Source organism: Spirochaetota bacterium, assembly GCA_017999915.1.
In the GTDB taxonomy this organism is placed as follows: domain Bacteria; phylum Spirochaetota; class UBA4802; order UBA4802; family UBA5550; genus RBG-16-49-21.
This window is the reverse complement of record JAGNKX010000001.1, coordinates 726,102-748,260: the sequence shown is the minus strand read 5'-3', so window position 1 is coordinate 748,260 and position 22,159 is coordinate 726,102. Positions and strand designations below refer to the sequence as shown.

General features: G+C 53.0%; 16 protein-coding genes. 8 read left to right on the top strand and 8 right to left on the bottom strand.

Translation table 11 applies throughout. From position 1 onward, the window contains the following. Positions 1-92: 92 nt before the first annotated feature. From KA369_03115 to KA369_03105, 3 genes are all read right to left on the bottom strand, one after another. A complete protein-coding gene (locus KA369_03115) occupies positions 93-725 on the bottom strand; it encodes a hypothetical protein (GenBank protein MBP7734944.1) in 633 nt (210 codons plus the stop codon). 72 nt (positions 726-797) lie between these two features. Continuing rightward, the gene (locus tag KA369_03110; GenBank protein ID MBP7734943.1) at positions 798-1,715 is read right to left on the bottom strand and encodes a M55 family metallopeptidase; all 918 of its coding nucleotides are present in this window, start codon (positions 1,713-1,715) and stop codon (positions 798-800) included. Beyond that, entirely contained in the window at positions 1,712-2,167 is a 456-nt protein-coding gene (locus tag KA369_03105; protein ID MBP7734942.1) for a hypothetical protein, read from the bottom strand. The genes KA369_03110 and KA369_03105 overlap by 4 nt, the downstream gene beginning before the upstream one ends. A gap of 214 nt (positions 2,168-2,381) precedes the next feature. Between KA369_03105 and KA369_03100 the strand changes: the two genes are divergently transcribed. Together KA369_03100 and KA369_03095 are read left to right on the top strand one after the other, a co-directional pair. Then, positions 2,382-4,721 (top strand): PBP1A family penicillin-binding protein, encoded by a 2,340-nt coding sequence (locus KA369_03100; protein MBP7734941.1) that lies wholly within the window; start codon positions 2,382-2,384, stop codon positions 4,719-4,721. A gap of 228 nt (positions 4,722-4,949) precedes the next feature. Then, a complete protein-coding gene (locus tag KA369_03095; GenBank protein MBP7734940.1) occupies positions 4,950-6,884 on the top strand; it encodes a long-chain fatty acid--CoA ligase in 1,935 nt (644 codons plus the stop codon). 86 nt (positions 6,885-6,970) lie between these two features. On the opposite strand, the gene KA369_03090 is transcribed toward KA369_03095, so the two are convergent. Beyond that, positions 6,971-8,458 carry an HDOD domain-containing protein gene (locus KA369_03090; protein MBP7734939.1) on the bottom strand — a complete coding sequence of 496 codons (1,488 nt, stop codon included), beginning with the start codon at positions 8,456-8,458 and terminating at the stop codon, positions 6,971-6,973. Positions 8,459-8,885: 427 nt separating this feature from the next. On the opposite strand from KA369_03090, the gene KA369_03085 reads away from it, so the two are divergent. Both KA369_03085 and KA369_03080 read left to right on the top strand, forming a co-directional pair. Then, entirely contained in the window at positions 8,886-10,328 is a 1,443-nt protein-coding gene (locus KA369_03085; protein MBP7734938.1) for a hypothetical protein, read from the top strand. Positions 10,329-10,638: 310 nt separating this feature from the next. Then, positions 10,639-11,721, top strand: a complete 1,083-nt coding sequence (locus KA369_03080; GenBank protein MBP7734937.1) for a 3-isopropylmalate dehydrogenase — start codon at positions 10,639-10,641, stop codon at positions 11,719-11,721. Positions 11,722-11,779: 58 nt separating this feature from the next. Here KA369_03080 and KA369_03075 read toward each other — a convergent pair whose 3' ends face one another. Further along, the gene (locus tag KA369_03075; protein ID MBP7734936.1) at positions 11,780-12,316 is read right to left on the bottom strand and encodes a hypothetical protein; all 537 of its coding nucleotides are present in this window, start codon (positions 12,314-12,316) and stop codon (positions 11,780-11,782) included. A 493-nt stretch (positions 12,317-12,809) separates the two neighbouring features. Between KA369_03075 and KA369_03070 the strand changes: the two genes are divergently transcribed. From KA369_03070 to KA369_03060, 3 genes are all read left to right on the top strand, one after another. Continuing rightward, positions 12,810-14,678 carry a beta-propeller fold lactonase family protein gene (locus tag KA369_03070; protein MBP7734935.1) on the top strand — a complete coding sequence of 623 codons (1,869 nt, stop codon included), beginning with the start codon at positions 12,810-12,812 and terminating at the stop codon, positions 14,676-14,678. 156 nt (positions 14,679-14,834) lie between these two features. Beyond that, on the top strand, positions 14,835-15,674 hold the full coding sequence (locus KA369_03065; protein MBP7734934.1) for a hypothetical protein: 840 nt from the start codon (positions 14,835-14,837) through the stop codon (positions 15,672-15,674). 276 nt (positions 15,675-15,950) lie between these two features. Further along, positions 15,951-16,562 (top strand): VOC family protein, encoded by a 612-nt coding sequence (locus KA369_03060; protein ID MBP7734933.1) that lies wholly within the window; start codon positions 15,951-15,953, stop codon positions 16,560-16,562. 71 nt (positions 16,563-16,633) lie between these two features. Here KA369_03060 and KA369_03055 read toward each other — a convergent pair whose 3' ends face one another. The 3 genes from KA369_03055 to KA369_03045 all read right to left on the bottom strand — a co-directional run bounded on the left by KA369_03055 (position 16,634) and on the right by KA369_03045 (position 20,423). After that, positions 16,634-18,292, bottom strand: coding sequence for a hypothetical protein (locus KA369_03055; protein MBP7734932.1), 1,659 nt, complete (start codon positions 18,290-18,292; stop codon positions 16,634-16,636). Between the two features lie 113 nt (positions 18,293-18,405). Next, complete coding sequence (locus KA369_03050) at positions 18,406-19,254, bottom strand: hypothetical protein (protein MBP7734931.1); 849 nt, start codon at positions 19,252-19,254, stop codon at positions 18,406-18,408. Beyond that, the gene (locus tag KA369_03045) at positions 19,251-20,423 is read right to left on the bottom strand and encodes a CoA transferase (protein MBP7734930.1); all 1,173 of its coding nucleotides are present in this window, start codon (positions 20,421-20,423) and stop codon (positions 19,251-19,253) included. The genes KA369_03050 and KA369_03045 overlap by 4 nt, the downstream gene beginning before the upstream one ends. Before the next feature lie 233 nt (positions 20,424-20,656). Between KA369_03045 and KA369_03040 the strand changes: the two genes are divergently transcribed. Beyond that, positions 20,657-22,105 carry a sodium/solute symporter gene (locus KA369_03040; protein MBP7734929.1) on the top strand — a complete coding sequence of 483 codons (1,449 nt, stop codon included), beginning with the start codon at positions 20,657-20,659 and terminating at the stop codon, positions 22,103-22,105. The last annotated feature ends 54 nt before the right edge of the window (positions 22,106-22,159 follow it).

Here is a 22,159-nt window from a genome sequence, read left to right as displayed (position 1 = left end):
TAAAATAATCAGAGAAGGATCATCGGGGGGTGAGTCTAGAAATCATCAAAAATCATTGCCCTTCGGTTTGTGACGCCTGGGACCATCGCCATTTACTCCCGATAGGTCGCAAATATGAATTCAAGAATCGCTTTTCTCTCTTTTTCATGCATTCCGGCAAAGAGGACATTGTAAATCCCCTTCGATTCATTCAACTCATCCACCATTCCCACCAGTTCGATGACCTGGCCCTGAATCGCCACCTGTCCCTTGAGGAACCTGGAGCCGCCGATTTTCTCTTTTGTCTGGATGGTCGCTTCACGGTCGGAAAGAAGAACTACGGTCCCCTCATGATACACTATATGCTCCGACGTTATCCCCTTTTTGGTGTCGCCGGGATCGAACATGAAGAACTTAAAGGGTATCTTTACCGTTGCGGTGAGGCACTTGCGGTCAGGGCTCCTGGTGATGGCATCGGTATGACCGAAAAAAATAATCGGCGGGCCCGATGTGATCTTCCCGATATAGGCCAGTTCGAATTCATAGGACGCCACGTCCTCCACCCAGAGGTAGGAATCCACCCGGTCCCCTTCCCGTATGGCGCGATACAGGTCATCGTCGGCCATGGCCGCGAGGTAATAATCGGTGGAGTCGATAACGGTGATCTTCGAATACCCGAAGCCCTTTTTGTATATCCTGATGTCGCTTCCGTTGATTATTTTTCTGGTCGATTCCAGTTTTTTCATAGAGGTTACGCGCCCATCCTGTATCCTGTTCCATTCATTTATAAACCTATGATGTCAAGAACCGGCTCAATGTCAATTATTTAAAGGATCCAACCGATGCGCCCCATGCCTTGCCCAGGCCAGACCGGCCCGTCCCATGGCGTTGTAGAGAACAAGCCCCAGGGGAAGTATTTTTTCTATGAGCGGCGTGAAATAACACATCCGTATCAGGGAGAGGTACAGGTCATCAATGGTGCCAGCGGAGATGCGCAGGGTGTCCCCCGAGCATTCTATGCCCCATCGCCGCGCTATCCTTCGGGCCTCATCCTCGCCGTCCCGCATGGTCACCAGGGCGTTAAAGGGGCCCTTTATGCTGAGGGGCTCCGCCGATCCGTTCCCAAGGGACCGCACGGCCCCATCGGACAGTCTGTTTCTCCACCCGCTGTAATCAAAGGATTCCCCGGCCCCTGACTTGTCAATGACGCAGGTCTCTATCCCGGTGATGGCCTCCCGCGCCTGCCAGCATGCCACGGGACATCCGGAGAGAAAAAGGGGCCGGAGCCCCTGACCGGCCACGGACGACGCGAAGAACTCCGCCTCGCACATGAGCCTGCCGTTCACCTCGAGGCGCGCTATCCTCGACGTGAAGGTGTGGGCCAGGAACCCGCCGCTGCCCGACGAGGCGTGCATTCCGATCATGAGAAGGGCTTTCGTCCCATAGGTGCCTCCAATACCGGGCACCGGTCCCCTTCGATATCCATGGATAATGCGCGCGCGACCATCGATACATTCAGGCAGGAGATTGTAACCGGTGCGGTGAAAATCCTTGATATATATGTTCCTGACACCGGCGTCGAAGAGGGCGGTGACAACGGCGTTCATGTCCCTGGACATTTCAACACAGGCTGCGGCCCATTCAGGGGTCATGAACTGAGATGACCGGTAATCCCAGCATCCGGAGCTGCCTTCAATGTCCGCTATGATGTAAACTGATTCATGGAGGGATATCATCTGGTTTCAAAAAAGCTCCTGATATCGTTCATGCGATCCTCAAAGACGATCGAAAAATAGAGGTCCTTCAGCGTGCACCTCCCCCCTCTACCGTATTCATACTCGAGAAAGAGGGTATAGAGCTGGTCGTCATTGCGGTCCCTCATGATAAAAAACAGGCTGAACAGATCATCCCTGCCGTAGCACCGTATCCGTGTTATATCAATGCCCTTTTTTTCCATGTTGTGGAGGAACAATCCGAATTTATCCAGGAGGGCTATACCCACGCGGCCGTCCAGCACCATCCCCTTCATGAATTTGCGTATCCTGCTTTCATAATCCGGATTATCTTCAATCACGCAGGCCATGAATGCCGATTTATACTGCGCCAATGCTTTTTCCGATATTTTAGCCGATGAATGGGCCGTACAGCACATCACTAGAAGAGGGATTATCAATACGATTTTTTTCAATAACGGTCCCCTGGTATGCTTGATAATTATGGCTGTATTATTTGTTCCAATGATCGCCAGGACCCGCCTTCATCTTGGGTTCCTGTCTTGAGCCAGCGCAATCCGCTGAAGGACAGGAATGACAAATAATACTTTACTTTTACTTGGAACAATAGGCCTCATTCACATATAATTATTCACCGGACCATATTTCAAGAATTATTTCGGCCATTGTATGAAACTGACCAGGGCATTGCCGGCAAAATTACTGCTCATTGGGATAATCATCCTTCCCTTCGCCTACATACTCTCAGCCTATACTTCCAGCTACTCCATACTTTCCGGGGAGCTCACCTACGATCCCAGCGTTTCGACGAAAATCTACGACTGCAACGGCGAGCTGATATCGGAGCTCTTCGAGGAAAACCGCACCATCGTCACCGGTGGCACAATCCCCCTCGTTGTAAAACAGGCCTTTTGCGCCGCGGAGGACCGGAATTTTTATCTCCATTCCGGTTTTGATATTCCCGGCATCGTCCGGGCCCTGATCGTCGACGTCCTGAGCGGCGATATCAGGCAGGGCGGCTCCACCATAACCCAGCAGCTGGTCAAGCAGCTTTACACAAGGGGCGAGAAGACGTTACATAGAAAGATCATAGAGATATTCATAGCCCGGGAGTTCGAGAAAAAATTTACCAAGGACCGGATTCTTGAGATGTATCTGAGCCAGATATATTTCGGCCATGGCGTATATGGGGTCCAGGCCGCTGCCCGCTTCTTTTTTGACAAGGAGATGAAAGGCATAACGGTCCCTGAAGCGGCGCTGCTGGCGTCGATACCGTCGGCCCCCAATCATTTTTCGCCCCTCAAAAACCCCCGCGCCGCCTTTGGGCGGAGCAGGCAGGTCCTTTATACCATGATCGACGCCGGCACTATTGAAAAAGGCGACGCTACCCGCCAGTTCAACGCTTTCTGGGAATCCTATCTTGATGCGATAAAAACAAAATTTCCCACCCTGGGAGTGCGCGGCAGCAGCTTTGACCGTGCTCCCTACTTCACCGAGTTCATTCGGCAGTATCTCATTGATACGTTCGGGGAAAAACTTGTTTACCGGGGTGGTCTTGAGGTACATACGACCCTTGACCTCCGCCACCAGAAGGCGGCTGAAGATGCGCTGGTCGAGGGCATCGAAGAGCAGAATCAGGTCGCCCTTTCCCGCAACGCCTCCAGCTACGATTCACCGGACCGCCTCATGACGCGGAAGCTGATAGAAGACAAAAAGATATCAAGGAAAGAGGCGGAAACAAGGATGCGATTTCTTGACACCTTCCGTATCGGGTCCATTGATGACCTGCTGCTCTGCTCCCAGCTCTTCGGCGTCGAGGGATTGGAACGCAGCCTGATGAAATACCTCAATCAGCAGGAAGAACTCAAGCGCTCTTCGCGGGTCGAGGGGGCCCTGGTGTCCCTTGACCCGTCCACCGGCGATATTACCGCCATGGTCGGAGGAAGCGATTTCAACGCCGCCAACCAGCTCAACCGCGCCGTGCAGTCGGCCCGCCAGCCCGGGTCCGCCTTCAAGGCCTTTGTCTACGGCGCGGGCATAGAATCAAAGCGCATCACCGCCGCCACGGCCTATTACGACGTGCCGGTCCTGTTCAAGGGCACGCGAACGACCTGGAAGCCCTCCAACTATGAAAAAACATACAAAGGCAGGGTCCTCGTCCGGAACGCCCTTGCCGCTTCCCTTAACATCATCTCGGTACTGGTTGCCGACGAAGTCGAGCCGAAGCTGGTGGCAGACTATGCTTCCCGCCTCATGGGAATACCACGAAGCCGTTTTGCCGTTGATCCGACCATTTCACTCGGCACATCTGAAGTTTCGCCCCTGGAAATGGCCAGGGGATTCGCGGTCTATGCCAACGGCGGCCGAGAGGTAACACCCCGCGCGATCCGGTCCATTACGGATAAAAAGGGAAAGAAATTGTACGGCGGCTCGAAAGCAGAGGGCGCCGGAAAGCGCCTCATTTCGGAGCAGACGGCCTTTATCATGACAAGCCTTCTCCGGAGTGTCGTGGATTCCGGCACGGCCACCGGCGGCGTCAGGGGAACCGCCGGGTTCAATCTCCCCGCCGGGGGGAAAACAGGCACCACCACAAAATTCAAAGATGCTTGGTTCGTCGGGTTCACGCCGGACCTTGTCGCGGCGGTATGGATGGGCTGTGATTCCCAGAAATTTTCCCTCGGCAGCGGCCAGAGCGCGGCCGTGGTATCGGCGCCGATATGGGGCAATTTCATGCGCCAGGTCTATACCTTCAGGAAGCCGGGACGATTCAAGGCGCAGCCTGACGGTGTCACCGTTCGCGCGATCTGCGGAAAGACCGGTAAAATCCCCGTTGAAGGCTGTCCCGTTAAATCTGAGTTTTTTATCGCCGGAACCGAGCCGCGTGAAAAGTGCAATTCCGATCATGACGAAATGACAAGCATCTTCGACCTGGTGCGGAAGAAAAAAGGGGATCTGCTCATCAAAGAAAAATCAAAGATTTTTGATGGTGAAGTGAAAAAGTCCAGGTGAATTGCATCTCAGGGCCGTCGTTTAAAAAAGAAAACAATTGCCCAATCAATGTCTATACAATAATAACGCATCATATTTTTTGCGGTAATTTCCGTTCCTTTTTTTGATTTGAGCTTCACCCTGCGATATACTATAAACACATCATTCTCATTCCCACAGTTATTTTACATCCGTCCCCGCGGTGCGGTTTATTCTTTCTTTATGAACATTCATGCAAGGAGGAATCATATGCAATTCAGAGACTATCAAAATATCCATGAGTTACTTCGGGAGACCACGGCCGCGATCCCTGATGAAAAGGCTTTTGCGTGGATCCCCTCGCCCGGCCAAACCGAGTCGGTCACCTGGCGTGAGTTTTACAGCCAGGTGCTGCAGGCGGCGAAAAGCCTCATTGCCCTGGGAGTACAGAAGGATGACAAGGTCAACATCATCAGCTACACCAGCTACAAATGGCTCCTGACCGACCAGGCCATCATGAGCATCGGCGCCTGCACCGTGGGCATCTACCATACGAACCTGGCAAAGGATTGCGGCTATATTATCAATCATTCCGACGCCGTTCTCGTCTTTGTGGAAGACATCACCCAGTTGAAGAAGATCCTGCAAATACGAAATGAAATTCCCCGGGTAAGGAAAATCATTCTCATGAACGGGACCTATGACAACGACGATTTTATTATCAATTATGATTCGTTTCTTAAACTTGGCGACAGCGTCCCCGACCGGATGTTCCAGAGGATGGCCGACGCGGTGCAGCCCGACGACCTAGCCACCATCGTGTATACGTCGGGGACCACCGGAGTGCCCAAAGGGGCCATGCTGACCCATGACAACGCAACCTTTACCGTGCAGTCGGTCATCATGAGCAGCGACCTGAAGAAAGGAGAGGAAACCTTTCTTTTCCTTCCCCTGGCCCATATCTATGCCCGCCTGATAACCTATACCTGCATTTATCATGGCATAGCGACCACGTTCTGCCGCAGCATGGATACCATCATTGATGATATAAAAATCGCCAGGCCCCATTTTTTCTGCAGTGTCCCCCGGGTTTATGAAAAGGTGTATTCGAAAGTAACCAGCGGCGCGGAGGCAAAAGGAGGCCTGGCGTACAGGATATTCAAATGGGCCTTTGCCACAGGATACAGGGTGAGCGATAAAATAATTTCCGGCGATGCGATACCGCCCCTGCTGTCATTTAAAAATTTCATCGCAGACAAGGTCGTATTCAGCAAGCTTAAAAACGCCCTGGGCGGGCGGGTCAGGTTCTGCATCAGCGGCGCGGCGCCCCTGGAACCGTCCATCGCGAGGTTTTTCCATGCAGCGGGGATTCTGATCCTGGAAGGTATCGGCATGACGGAGAACATGTCCTATTCCCATGTCAACCGGGTAGACAATTTCCGATTCGGCTGGGTGGGCACTCCCGGCGCAGGTATCGAACAGTCCATAGCCGATGACGGGGAATTCCTCGTCAGGGGCAGGAACGTCATGATGGGTTATTACAAAATGCCGGCCGAGACCATGGAGACCATCACCCCCGACGGCTGGCTTCGTACCGGAGATCTCGGTGAAATCGATTCCACCGGGGTCCTCAGAATAACCGGCAGGAAGAAAGACCTGATAATAACGTCCGGGGGAAAAAACATCGCTCCCTCAGCCATCGAAGGACTGATGATCACCTCAAAATATATCAACCAGTGCTGCGTGATCGGGGACAGGCGCAACTATCTCACCGCCCTGGTGACCCTTGACCAGGAAAACATCAAGGAATATGCGGCTGGCAGCGGCATTCCCTATGGATCAATGGATGATTTGATAAAGAATGATCGGATCATCATGCTGATCCATGGTGAAATTCAGCAAAAGAACAGATCCCTCGCCTCCTTTGAGACAATCAAGAAATTCACCATAGTGCCGGAGTTCACCATCGATAACGATGAATTGACCCCCACGTTAAAGATACGGAGAAACGCGATAAACGATCATTATCATGACGTGATCGATTCAATGTATGAGGAAACAATAAGTCCGGAACTGTCTTTCTTGAAAGAGAACTTCGTAGAGCGGCGGAAGATCCCGGACCGTAGGCTGTCGCCCGGCGATCTTCGGGTCATCGAAACGGCAAATCGCAGAATTGCCCAGAGGCGGATTTCACCCGCTCATTGAACGGCGCGCCCGTAACTGCCCGGGGACGAAGCCTCCATAGTACGGCGCAGCGGGGGAATGTGACGCCGAGGGCATAACGAGCGGCATCATCGTTTCGGCGCGTTCTGGTCGTTATACATGACCTTCATTCGCTCATGGAGGGCATTGAAGGCCTTCTCGTCATCGAGCTTGTATTTTTGCAGAACGTCTTCCTCGAGAAAATAATAATCGTATTTCTTCTCTTCAATGCTGCACATCTTGTTAGCGAGATAGGTGATGTACACGATATCCTGAAATTCGCTCTTGCAGTTCAAGGGCGCGTGGTGCCACTGGATCGCCTCAACCAGGTAATCCGGCAGGTTCCATTTTTTCGCGATCTGCTCCCCTATGCTCGAATGGCTGATCCCGATGGATACTTCCTCGATGACCGTTGAGGTCCTCATGCCCCGGTTGTGCACGAGGGTGAACATCCATTCCGAAAGCGCCGAGCTGGTTGAAAGGAGAACGATCTTCCCCAGGTCATGGAGGAGCGAGGCGAGGTATATGTTCTGCGCGATCTTCCCGTACCCCAGGGTCATGGCAAGCTGCCGGCCGTAAAACGCCGTCTTGTTGCAGTGATCCCAGACCTGGCGGAAGGAGGAATAGCGCTCGTCCAGAATACGGCGGGCGCTCGACGCTATGATTATGGCCCTGAGATTTTTCATGCCGATCAGGCTTATGGCGTCGATGATCGTCTCGATGCGCCGTCTTGTGATGAAGGCCGCTGAATTCGAAAGCTTTAGCACCGATACTGACAGGGACGGGTCGATCGATATTTTCTCGGCTATGATGCGGTAATCGACTTCAGGGTTGGTGCACAGCTTTTCCAGCTCGAGGATATTCTCCGGAAAGGTCGGCAGATCCCGCACCTCGTTTAGGATCTGCTGCTGGATCTTGTTTATCACGGTCACGGGCTTGAGCTGGAACGGCACCACCAGGGAGGTGTCGGTGATGCGCTCATTTGAGGATATTTGCAGCGAATTGACCCCTATGCCCGTATTTTTCAGGAACAGGATCGTGAGGACCAGCCCGAGACCCTCGCCTTCCGTATCGTCGGACACGTCGCAATACACTTCGGAAAAATCGTTGTAGGACTTTGCTTTCTGCAGGCGCGTTTTTATCCTGTTCATTTCCTCCGGATGGATCGGCGCGTTGTTCTGCACATTGATGCTGAAGCCGGACTCGAATTTTTTCAGGTAGATGACGACTTTGTAATCGCTCTTTTTCAGCTCGTCTTCGACGAAACCCTGGTTATCGATGATAAATGACTTGAAGCCCTCCATCCCCTGCAGGTATTCCTCTTCGTCAAGCATATCAAGGTTCTGGAATCTGAAATAGAGACGCTTCGAATTCGCCTTGACCGCGTTGACAATTATTTCCCTGAGAATGGTAATGACCGCGTCCTGGAGGAAGACCATGTTGTTCCTGGCCAGAATTTTGGTGATGACCGAGCTGATAAAGCGGATGACCGCTTTATTATGGTAGCTTAAAGAAAGCGCAATGGTTTCGCCCTTATCGAAATCAGAGGCCATCTGTGATGTCTTCGAAACGATCATAATTCCCCCCCGAGAATTATTGAACCGTCCATGATGTATGCCTTTTCATCTATGACAGTTTAATTTATAAAGTAAACATTTGTGTATTTATTACAATTAATATAAATATGTCAATTTTTTCAAGTGTTTTTACTATTGAATAATTATTTTCACAAAAATATAATAAACCTCATCTCAATACACAATCAATGCTGATTTGGTGCATTTGCCATAAAATATAATATGAATGATAATTCTTTTACTCATGGAATATTATTCCGATAAACTATATATACTATAATGGATCCTGAAAATCAAATTTGAATGTTCCCTTGGGGGCACTTTCAATGTATAAAAACAGAATTTTTCAATGTTGATATATCGAATATTCTAATTCCATGATAATTATTACAATGAACTGCGACTAATTTAAGCGACCGGGATTACAATGCAAATTACCTGCGCCAGCTGCAAAACATCCTACAACCTGACCATGGACCAGATACTGGGTCTTTCAAGTTCCATACTGCCCTGCAATGCCTGTAATAAATATATCAAGATCACCACGTGTCCGCACTGCAAATCCTATTATTCAATAACATTTTCATCGTCACAGCAGACGAAATACCGTCTTTCCTGCGAGCGTTGTTCCAGGGAATTTGAAATAGAATTTCCCGTAATCAAGGAAGGCGTCATAGCCGATGACACCCCGAAGCGGGAAAAGAAAAAGCCCCCGGAGCCATCCTTTTTCAAAAAGCTTTTATCCTCTTCCAAAAAGAATGATTCCGGTGAGCCGGCGCTTTCCCAAAAGGAAGATCGCGCCCCTTCGTGGGACAGGCCTGTTCCGGGGGAAAATCGCTCCTCGAATTTCACACTGGAAGGGCTTCTGTCGATCTGCGGAACCGCCTTTACCGCGCCGAAGCTCGCCACCGCTTCCATTGTTATAGTAATTGGTTTCATCTTTCTGCTGATCGGGAACTGGCTTGTGGGCGTGGCCCTTGGAGCTGTGGACCTTGGCGCCAACGAATATGTCAAATCCCTGCTCACCATAATTCCCTTTGCCATCCTTTTATTCTTATACCTCATGGGGGCGTCCATCATTTCCCGCATGACCCTGGATACAATGCATATCGCAACCGGGGCATCGCCGCCGCGTATTTCCCGATTTCTGGCAGAGTCGCTGGTCCCTGTTTTCCTGGCCAACATCATTATTTTTCTCGTCATTGATCTTGTTTTCATACTTTTCGGTAAGATACCGGTCATAGGCCCGGTCATTTTTGCCTTGCTTTTTTTCCCCATATATTTCACCTCTCTCTGCGCCGTCATCCTGTTGGCCATCGGGTTCTGGTTTTATCCGCCCATCATTGCTGTTTCCATCCCGCGGGGAGAATCGCCCATCACTGCTCTTATGGGCTTTATCCGCAGGCGCAACTTCAGCCTCGTCTATATTATACCGCTCATGACCATAATCACGGCGGTGACCTTCGGGGCGATCTACCTGCTTCATTACGGTTCCTTTGCCCTCTCGATATTTCTGTCAAAAACGGTTCTCGGGGACGAGGGCCTGAAGACATTTTCATCCATTCCGTCAACCCTGCTCCAGTTATCGGACCTGACCATCATCGGTTCCGATTCCGGCCTGTATAAATCCCTGCTGGATAACCTCCTCATGACCCATGCCGTGGGCGGCATCATCATAGGCGTCCTTTTTACTTCGATATCAATTCTCCTTTTTTCCGCTTTCATATCAATAACGGCGACCCTTTCAACGCGTATCTTTCTCATGATGGAGAAGGGGAGCGACATGGATGATACCGCCACGATCCGGCTTCTGGCGCTGCTGGTGCTTCTCCTTCTCGGCGTCTTCCTGGTGAAAAAAATATTCTTCTGACATATAAATATTCCATCAGTATATTTTTAGGGGGGCATGGGCCATCCCGCTCGTCCGCCTCGTATAAGCAGAGCCAAATGCGACATCCTGTCGCGGCTCTGCACTCGGCCCTCCTGGCCAGCGCACCATGTTGACTCGGCGGAATCGGCGACATCCATGTCGCCTGCTCGCCGGGCATGGCTCCATGCCCCCCCCTAATTTACGACCGCTGCCTATTCCATGCATCCTGATTTTCAGCGATTTCTCTTGACAATTTAACCTCATGGTTTAAACGACAGCACCATACCGAAAAAATCCGGAGGGTCCACCCATGGCACAGTCATACAACATCGCGGTCATTCCCGGCGACGGCACCGGTCCCGAGGTCATAGCCGAGGGCCTCAAGGTGGCCAGGGCGGCGGCGTCTGTCGAAAAGATATCCCTCGATTTTACGACCTTCGATTTCGGCGGGGAACGCTTCATGAAAACCGGCGAGGTGCTGCCGGAAGGCGCCATAGAGGAATTGAAAAAATTCGACGCCATCTACCTGGGGGCCATAGGCCATCCGGATGTCAAGCCGGGCATCCTCGAAAAGGGCATTTTATTGAAGATCCGCTTTGCCCTGGACCAGTACATAAACCTCCGCCCCGTGCGCCTCTATCCCGGCGTCGAATGCCCCATCAAGGGGAAGGGCCCGAAGGAGATAGATTACTGCTGCATCCGCGAAAACAGCGGCGGCATGTACACCGGCATGGGGGGCCTCTCCCGTCCCGGCACGGCGGACGAAGTGGCGATCCAGAACATGGTCTACACCTACGAGCAGGTGGCCCGGTGCCTCCGCTACGCCTTTGACTACGCCCGCACCCACGGCAAGAAGGCCCGGGGCGTCGGCCCCGAGAACACGCTCGCCCTGGTGGGAAAGTCCAACGTCCTCACTTACATGTACGAGCTGTGGAACCGGGTCTTCGCGGAGATCGGCGCCGAGTACCCGGACGTGAAGCGCGAGTACTACCACGTTGACGCCACCTGCCTCTACATGATCGGCAGCCCCGAGATGTTCGACGTCATCGTCACGGAAAACATGTTCGGCGACATCATCACGGACCTGGGGGCCATCACCCAGGGCGGCCTGGGGGTCGCCGCCGGCGGCAACATCAACCCGGAGGGCGTGAGCATGTTCGAGCCTATCGGCGGCACGGCCCCGATGTGGACGGGCAAGAACGCCATCAATCCCCTGGCGGCCATCCTGGCAGGGGCCATGATGCTGGAGACCCTGGGTGAAAGGAGCGCCGCGTCCCGCATCGAAAAGGGCGTGATGCAGGTCATCGAAAAGGACATGAAGTCCATGGAAGCGGGCAAGATGGGAATTTCGACGACCGAGGTCGGCGACCGGGTGTCGAAATACGTATCCTGACAAAATACCCCGCATTGAGCTGCGGGGTATTTTTGCATGCTGTTTTCCTACACTTCAATCAAAACTTGTCGCCGATGAAATCGGCAAGGTTCCGTATCTCCATGGCGATCCGGCCCTCAAGGCGGTATACGCTCCAGTCGCCGGGCCCCGGCCGGTAGGAGTCAAGGCCCAGGAGGGCGCTGTAGATCTTCCTGCCCCTTTTAACATCGTACATCTCCACCCTGAGATTGAGCCGGTCAGGGGCCGTTTGTCCTGTGACGAAGTTAGCCTCATAGCTCAAATAATCGAATTTGATGAGCAGATCGCCGCGCATAGGATTGCCCCGCGTCGGCCCCAGGATTTTTTTGCTTCCCGGAAGGGCCCTTGTGAAATATTTTTTAAGATCGCCCGCGTTGAGCTGATATATCGCCTTCTGCCATTCCCCTTGATTGTTGAACCGAAACTGCTTCCACAGGCCGGCGGGAAAATCTATCCATCCCAGCTGTATCGTTTTATACTTGGCCAGATTAAGCTTTTTCGGGTTCTCCTTCTTTACGTCCACAGAGTAGCAGCCCAAAACGGCACAACAGATAAAAATCAGCAAAAATTTTTTCATGTGAATACCCCCTCGTTTATATATTCCAGATTAACCCGGTTGGACCTGATATTTCTCCATATCGCCAGAACTAATGTTCTACAAGACAGTGCTCCTTTATGTAACTGAAGGATCAGGCAGCCGAAAATAAAAACGACTGTGCCATGGACCGGAAACGCCCGTCTTTCCGGGCCGTGAACGCAATATATATTCAGAAATAAAAAATAGGAGGCGGAGCAGATACCGGCCACCACGGCCGTAAGCCCGCTGGCGAAAGCACCGCTCATGATGAGGATTACCTCATTCATCTTGCATCATCACTTCACTGTCGGCATCAATAAAATTCAAAAAAATTTAAGAGTCAATAATAAAATGTGCCCATCTACGTAATTCCCACGATGGCGCCCCGGCCCGGTTTGTAGTTAATTAATATTAATCGTTGAAAATATACCCTTATTTCATTATCATGGCTGTATAAACAAAAAAATTTGTAATTCCTCAATAACAGGGGTTCATGATGCATCCACTTAATCTCTTCAATCGTATTCTCATCGGCTTCCTCATCATTCTTTGCCCATTCCTGGGGATCGGATGTACCGGCTGTTCCAAATCCAGCAGCGATGACAGCACGCTTCTTGCCGTTCTGGCGCTCTTTGGCGGCGGCAGCTCCATCAAGCCGCGCTTCGCCTATGTGACCAACTTGAACAACAACACCGTGTCAATGTACACGGTGAACGCAACCACTGGTCAGTTGCGACATAACGGATACGTGCTTACTGGGGCTAATCCCTATTCGATCACAGTAAACCCAGCCGGGACTTACGCCTACGTCCCCAATTACTCCGACAGCACCATATCGGTCTATTCCATCGGTAGTGACGGTAGGCTCACGGCCGTGGGGTCCCCCGTGGCCACGGGAACTGGGCCCATGATGGTGACGTTGCATCCCTCGGGCATGTTCCTATACGTGACCAACTCGATGCCCCACACGATCTGGAACTACCGTGTCGACGTGACCACGGGCGGCCTCACCTACGTTAACAGCATCACCAGCCCCGGCACCCAGACAACGCACATTGTCGTCGAGCCCAATGGAAAATTTGCCTACGCAACGAATTTCACCTCGAACAACATCACGGTCTACAGCATCGATGCCACGACGGGGAACCTCACCGCCGTGGGATCTCCAGTGACTGCAGGAACAAATGTGCGCTATATCGCGATCCATCCCTCCGGGATGTACCTGTACGCTGCAAATACCGGCTCGGATAGCATTTCCATGTACCAGATAAACAAGACCACCGGTGAGCTCACCCCCCTGGCCGGATCGCCCCTGGACCTGGGCAGCGGCAGCACCCCCATGTCGATCCAGGTATCCCCCTCGGGAGATTACGCCTACGTGGCCAACAAAGGTACCGACATGACGGCGGTGCTCGCGATTGACAGATCCACGGGCCAGCTGTCGATAGAGACCCAGCCCGCGGCGGGAGACGGGCCGAGTGTCGTTCAGGCCGACCCATCGCAGAAATTCGTCTTCACGGTGAACAACATATCGTACACCATCTCCACCTACACACGAAATGGTGACGGCACACTTACCCTTACCGCTACCGTGTCTACACAGAAGGACCCGACAGGCATGGCCATCGTGGGAGGGACCAGCGCCGTGGAATACATTCCGATGTTCGCCTATGCGGCAAATGGCAATAATGACAATATCTCAGTCTATACCATTAACCAGTCCACCGGGGCTTTGACCGCAGGCACTGCCATGGCTGCTGGACCGGGCCCATATTCTGTCACTGTGGACCCCTCGGGTCGATTTGCCTATGCGACAAGTATGGCCTCTTTCACAATCTCAGTCTATACCATTAACCAGTCCACCGGGGCTTTGACCGCAGTTGGTTCTCCCATAGCTACTGGAGATATGCCATATTCTGTCACAGTGGACCCCTCGGGTCGATTTGCCTATGCGGCAAACTACGGCACTGACAATATCTCAGTGTATAGAATTAACCAGTCCGACGGGGCTTTGACCGCAGTTGGTTCTCCCATAGCTGCTGGAGATATGCCATATTCTGTCACAGTGGACCCCTCGGGTCGATTTGCCTATGCGGCAAATATCGGCACTGGCAATATCTCAGTCTATAGAATTAACCAGTCCACCGGGGCTTTGACCGCAGGCACTGACGTGGCTGCTGGAGTTACCCCATATTCTGTCACAGTGGACCCCTCTGGCCGGTTTGTCTATGCGGCTAATAAAGGCAGTGATAGCATTTCAGTTTTTACAATAAATCAGTCTACCGGTGCCCTCACAGCCGGCACTGCTGTAACTGCGGGAGATGGTCCTGATTCAGTCATCACAACCGGCATCATCCGGTGATGTGTCCGGCCAACCAGTCAGGAGCGTTCAATCCCTGCCGCTCTTCAAGGCGGCAGGGTACGGGCCGCCGTGACTGTAGCACATTTATTGGGAAAATAAAAGCGACCAACTGAGATCTTACAATTTTTCAAAAAACTCGACCATAAAGAGGCTACGATGAAGAATCCCACTGCAAAGGCAAAACTTATAAACAGGGGAACAGCAACCCGCGAACAAAACATTCCCTCCACGGGTTCCCCGAATCCCGCGCCACGGCCCGGAAACAAAATGTCCGCCTTCGCCGCCCTATTGCTTGCGGCCGCCCTCTGCGCCGGCTGCGTCGGAAGGACGGTCAATTCGGTGAATTCCGTTTACCGGGGCTCCACAAAACTGAAGCCCTTCAATTTTACCGCTTTTGCCAATAACATGGGGAAAAAGCACGCCCTGGAATACTTTAACAGTTATAAAGTCCTGAGCCTGGCCCCGACCGGCGGGCGCATAGTCTGGGAGGATTACTATCTCAGGCAGAAGCATGTGGCGACCTACTCCGGCGCGTCCCGTTACATTCTCTCGGGCCATGCCGGCGGGGCGACGGGCCTGCCCAGCACCCGGGTCTTTTTTCCACTTCTCTATACGAACTCGGCCGCGACATGCCACTACTACGTTGAATTATTCGATTCCTATTATTCAGACGTTTATGAACAGCAGCTGGTCATATACTGCGGCGAGCACAAGGATGTTTACAATTCAATGCCGGGCACGGGGAGAATTTACGGCATGTTTATATCGCTTCCAATGAGAGGCATTGACAGAAGGAACCTTGTCCGGGTGGTGAGAACAAGGGCGGACCGTGAGGGGGTCCCCTATTACCTGGTCACCAGGATCGAGTTTCTCAAGGACCTGGTCGTGGCCACCGGCAACAAAAAGAAAAAGCTCATAAAGATCCACCGGGGCTCCTACATCACGTTCCAGAACAGGAGCTTTTTCAAGGCATACCGGGGTGTTTTTGCCAATTGATGCACCCCTGCTGATGTAAGAGCGGGGCAGGTCCTTTTCCTATCATCACAGCCGGCATCATCCGGCAGTAAGAATCACGGCGGCCTCCAGGGGGCCCTATTAATATTGCCTCATATTAAACAGGCACGGCATTGAAAGCCGCGCCTGTTTTTTCTCCTTGGTGTTTCAATCATTTTTGTTTCTTTTTTTCTTTTCCCAGGCTGAAAAGAATTGATATTTCCCCTGCGGTGATTGATAATAATTATCATCATTTACAATTTCCGTGGAGGCTCCCCTATGCTTCTATCCGATGTCATGGCCGACGCTGATTTTACCAGCCGGGTCCAGTCCATCGCGCTGGAATCGCGAAAAAAATTGGGCATTGACGCCCCGGTTAGCCAGCTCGGCGTGGTGGTGCCTGATGTCGTCGCAGCCGCGGCGGACCTTGAAGCAAAAGGCATCAAGCCGTTCCTGCTGATGGGCGGATCAGCCCGGTCATGGAGAGAGCGGGGCGCCGACGGGGCCATGAAGAGCAGGCTCGGCTTCGGATATCACCACGGCATAGAGATCGAGCTCCTGGAGCCCGGGAGCGGCTCCGACTTCTACCGCCGGAGCGTCGAAAGAAGCGGAAGGCCCGTGATCCAGCACCTGGGGTTTTTTGTGAACGACGTGGATGCCTGGGCAAAAAAGCTGGCAGACGCAGGATTCCCCATTTATGTCAGGGGGAGGCTCGGCGTGGGGCCCCTCCGCATCGAGTTCGCATACATGGACACCGAGAAAGAGGCCGGACTCATCCTCGAGTTCATCTGCCACCGCCTTTTCGGCATCTGGATCAGGCCGCCGGTATGGCTCCAGCAGCTCATCGGCTGGATCGAGATAAAGGCTGGAAAGCGCTGCCTTGATGTATAAGGTTCCGGAGGGCTTTGTAATTGGTTCGACACCGGCGGGCCCGGACCCCGGGCCCCCGGCTACCGTTGCCTCTACTTGCCGAATTTTTTGTCGTTCATGAATTTTCCCGATTCACTTTCATTGAGGGACCCATCGGCATTGTAGACCTTCCATTCTCCGTTCTTTTTGCCTATCATGTAGGATCCCTCGGCCTTCACTTTGCCGTTCTGAAAATATTCCTTATATGCCCCACTGGGCTTATCGGCAATATATGACGCCTGGATCCTGACGCTGTTCGTTCCGGGAAAATATTCTGTCCAGGCGCCGTTCCTCTGGGGCGGCTCCCAGTTCCCTGTCCAGCGCAGCGACGCGCCCTCCTTCTCCGTGACAAAGGGCGGTTCCGGATAGGAAACCTGTCCTGTTTTGGACCCGTTTTTTATTATTTCGAAGATCGCCTTGGGCCTGTTGCTCATGACTCCCTTGCCGATGAGCTGCGCCTTATCGTTGAATATCTCGCAGACCATGGTCATGTCAGGCTCGTACCGGACGAACTTCGTCCTTTTCTTATAGGGCGCCCCCTTCTTCTTTTCGCGCTCCGCCCGGACATTCTCCTCCTGCATCGCCTTCTGCAGCTCCTCTCCCGTAAGGGGGATCTCCTTTTGCGGCACGGACACCATGTCCGACCGGAGGGGGAGCTTCATCAGGAGCACCTTCGTTCCGCCCGGATAGGCGTAGAACATCCATTTCCCCGTCTGGACCCCCTTTACATAGTTCCCCTCTTTCATCACCTGGCCCTCCGGCGAATAGAACATCCAGTGGCCGTCAGTGGACGATATTTCCATGTAATCCTCTTTCTTTTGATCTCCTTCTTTCACTTTTGTATCCGCTTTTTCCGCTCCTTCTTCCCCGGCTCCCTCGTCCTTTTGTTTCTTCTTTTTCAGGCCCTCAAGGCCCTTTTCCATCCTTTCTTTCAGCACCTTCACGTAATTGCCGGCCTTGTAAATGTTCCCGGAAGCATAATAATGCCGCCATGAGCCATTTTTGAAACCGTCAAGGTAGGCGCCTTCGGCCTTTTTCGCCCCCTCGGGCCAGTATTCAATGGCCGCGCCGCTTCGCTTGCTGTTCCGGAACTGGCAGGTCTCTTTGAGCTTTCCCGTATCATAGAACCATTCCGTCACCCCCTCCAGGGTGCCGTGGTTGTACCGCTCCTGGGAGCTTATCTTTCCGTTCTTGTAATACATGGTCTTCACGCCGTCCACGTCCCCCACCATCACCTTCTGGTTGGCCACCAGCTTTTCCTTTATCACGTAGGTCATCTTTCCCATGAGGTTCCCTTCCTCGTCGTACTGCACCCATTCGCCGTCGCGCTGCCCCTCCCGGAAGGGGCCCTCGGCCTTCACCCGGCCGCTTTCATAGAAATATTTCCATGGGCCTGTCTGCTTGTCCGCCTCGTAGGAACCCTCCATCATGGGCTTGCCGCTTTCAAAATAGCGCGTCCACACCCCTTCCTTTTTCCCGTCCCTGAAAAGACCCTGGGCCTCGCGCAGGCTGGTCTTCTGCTCTTTCTTCTTCTGGTAATAGAACACCCAGGTGCCGTTCTTCTTTCCGTCCTTCATCGGCCCTTCGGCCTGGAGGGACTTGTCCGGATAATAGAGCTTCTGGGTCTTTTCGTTGCCCGATGACAGGTCCCTGGACTTGCCCATCCCCAGAAGCAGAACAGCGGACAATGCCACTACGAATGTTTTTTTCATAGAAATGCGCTCCTTGTATTATTAATTAACTTTTTAAAATTATTTCCAAAGCTTCAAATAGTATTACTTCACGCCGCCATCCCTGAATCTCACTATCCGGCGGACTTCCTTTGCTATTTTTTTACGAAACGGGTCCCGTTCCAGGTATAGGTTTCTTTCAATTCTCGGTCCCGGGCCTCTGTGCCGGGGCCTTCCCATGTGGAGCACGCATAGGATACAATCACCGTACCCTTCTTCCCGCCTTCATCAATGGGATAGATCACCGACGGCAGCTGGGTAAGGGCCTCGCCGCTGTAGCTGGCTGTGTATATGGCGTCTTTCAGGTCTTTCCCTTTTAGCGCGATGATAACTTCGCCGCTGCCGGGATATGCTACATGATCATAGGAATAGGTCAATACAAGAAGGCACACATCGGGACCGAGCTGCCCCGGTGCCTTGAGTTTCGCATCGCCGATGCGGTAATCATCAAAATCCATGGGTGATAGTGCCCCAATTTTATTGAGCGTATAAAGGCTGAAGCCGAACTTTGAAGCCATCCGGCCGTTTTTGACGATTCGTATCTCTACATTCTTTTTGTTTTTTACATTCCTGTTTCCTGTATTCCCGACCAGCAGGATCTCCTTTTTTCCATCGCCATCGATGTCTTTTTCAAGATAATGGCTGCATAAGAGGCCGCCCCAGACTGCGCCGGTGACCGTCACACCCTTCGGATTTTTCGCGCGGATTTCAAACCAGTAATCCTTCATGCCGTCTATTTCGCTTTCTACGTCCGTTGCCTTGATGATTTCCACGGCGGTGCCGATCGTCAGCTGATCCATGATCCTGCCGTCAAGGGACGGGCTTTCCCTTATTTTACAGATCTCCCCGAAAAGATATGCGACATTTCCCCGTGATTTGAAGGCTTCATCGGCAAACGCCGATGAATTCAGAATCACCAAGATAACAATGAATGTTCTTTTCATAGTATACCTCCCACTACGCCGATTTCCCTTAATCTCCGAACTTCATTGGCGGAATAACCCAGCCCCGACAATATCTCCTCGTTATGATATCCCAGGGTGACCCCGGCAAAGGGGGCGCAGCAGGGCCCGGAGCTGAACTTGATCGGGTTCCCTATCTGGCGAACTTCCGTGCCCGCCGCGGTCTTTACCGGCACCACCATGTCCCGCTCCGACAGGGGCGGATTCGATATGGCCTCGCCTATGGAATAGACCGGCTCCACGCAGGCGTCGCACTTCCTGAACAGTTCCGTCCAGTGGGACAGGGGCTTTTCGGCTATGATCTTTGCCAGGCGCTCCTTGTTGTTCCAGTTCATGATGCCGGTAGCCGCCATGTCGGCGCACCCGACGCAGTCGCAAAAGGCGGCGAAGAACTTCTGCTCAATGGGCCCCACCGACAGATACCTGCCGTCGGCGGTGGCGTAGAAATCGTAGAGGGCGCCGCCGGAGAGAAGGTCGCCCCGTTCCGGTTCGGGTCCGCCGGCCAGGAATCCCGCCACGGCGAACACGGTCATGGAAAAGACCCCGTCCGTGATGGACACGTCGATGAATTCCCCTTTGCCGGTGCGCATCCTGCTTATGTATGCCGCCATCAGGCCTATGGCCGCGTTCTTCGAGCCGCTGGCCAGGTCAGCCACCTGGATGCCCGTGAGCACCGGCCCGGTGTCCCTGCGGCCCGATATGGACTCCACGCCGGAAAGGGCCATGTAATTGATGTCATGGCCGGCCCTGTCCGCGTAGGACCCGGTCTGGCCGTACCCCGTTATCGAGCAATATATTATTGACGGATTTATTTTCGAGAGCTCTCCGTACCCGATCCCGAGACGGTCCATGGCCCCGGGCCTGAACTGCTCGATTACGACGTCATACTCATTCACCAGGCGGTGCACTATTTCAAGTGCCTCGCTGTTTTTCAGGTTAAGGGCCAGAGATCTCTTGCCCCGGTTCAGGTGGGCGTACAGGGCGCTCACTTCGTCTACGTGGGGCGGCAGGAAACGCACGATATCGGGACTTTCGCAGTTCTCCACCTTGATGATATCCGCGCCGAGGTCGGCCAGCATCATGGTGCAGAAAGGACCGGGAAGAAGATAGGTAAAATCAAGGATTTTCATCCCCTCGATGGGCTTGGTCATGGGACACTCCCTGCCGTCAGGCGTACCGCGCATTGCATGATGGCATCATCCAACCACAGGCTGCCTAATATTGCAATTCCAAATTGTTCTATGGCGGCGCCAAATTACCGGTTAAGAATCCCCCGGGCGTCGCCATTGACGGGCGCCATTAATTCATTGACATCAACAATTTAAAAAATCACCCTGTACCTGTCAGTCATTTGATACAGTTAACCAAAGGAGAGTAATCCACCGTGTTCTCGATAATTCTTATCACGATCTTCATGGTTGTCATGGTTGCCGTAGGGATATGGGGCATGAGGAAAACCTCGACCCTGGGCGATTTCTTTCTCGGCGGCCGCTCCATCGGCCCCTGGGTCTCGGCTTTTGCATACGGAACCACCTACTTCTCGGCGGTCCTTTTCATCGGCTTCGCCGGCAAACTCGGCTGGGGGTTCGGCCTGAACGCCCTCTGGATCGCGGCGGGCAATTCCCTTTTCGGGGCCCTCTTGGCCTGGCTCGTGCTGGGGCGCCGCACCAGGATCATGACCCAGAACCTGGATGTCATGACCATGCCGGAATTCCTCCAGGAGCGATACGGCGGCAGGTACATGAAGTTCATTTCCGCCATGATCATCTTTATTTTTCTTCTGCCCTACTCGGCCTCGGTGTTCAAGGGCCTCGGCCATCTTTTCGAGGTCAATTTCCACATATCCTATGACATAGCCCTCCTCATCATGATCCTCATCACCGGCGTGTACCTGATCCTGGGGGGCTACTTCGCCATCACCCTGACCGATTTCATCCAGGGCACGGTCATGATCTTCGGGGCCCTGGCCATGCTCTTCGTCTTCGTGGGAAAGGCCGGCGGCGTAACGGAAAGCATCGCGGCCATAGGACAGAAATACGGCGAGCACATCACCGCCCCGACTAATTATCTCATGCTGGCGTCGCTGGTGTTCATGACCTCCCTGGGCACCTGGGGCCTGCCCCAGATGGTCCAGAAGTTCTACGCCGTGAAAAGCGAAACGGTCATTACAAAAGCGGCCATCGTTACCTTTGTGTTCTCCCTTATCATAACCGTGACCGCCTATTTTACCGGCGCCATGTCCCACTTCTTCTATGACAGCGTTCCCCTGGTTGGCGGCAAGCCCGCCTTTGACCGCCTCATTCCGGGCCTCCTGACCACGCACCTTCCGGAGTACCTGATGGCCCTGATACTACTCCTGGTCCTGTCGGCGTCGATGTCGACCCTTTCTTCCCTGGTGCTCATATCGTCGTCATCGGTCGCCATAGACCTGTACAAGGGCCATGTCAACCCGGATATTTCAAAAGAGCGGTCCCTGGTCATGATGCGGTTCCTGAGCGGCATATTCATCGCCCTTTCCTACTTCATAGCCCGGTATGAGTTCGCAATCATCGTCACCCTCATGTCCCTTTCCTGGGGAGCGGTGGCCGGCTCCTTCATGGCGCCCTATCTGTACGGCCTGTACTGGAAGCGCACCACCAGGTACGGGGCAGCCGCGGGCATGGCCACGGGCCTTATCCTGTCCATAGTTCTATTTTTCTATCTCGGACCGGCCAACTCCCCCATCGCCGCAACCATCGCGATGATCGTCCCCTTTATCGTGGTGCCACTGGTGAGCCTTGTCACGGCCAGGCCGGACCAGGCCCTTCTGGACAGGGCCTTTGACAGGATCTGATTTGACATGGTCAGTTCGAATTAATTTTAGCCTGTATAAAAAATGCCCTGATAG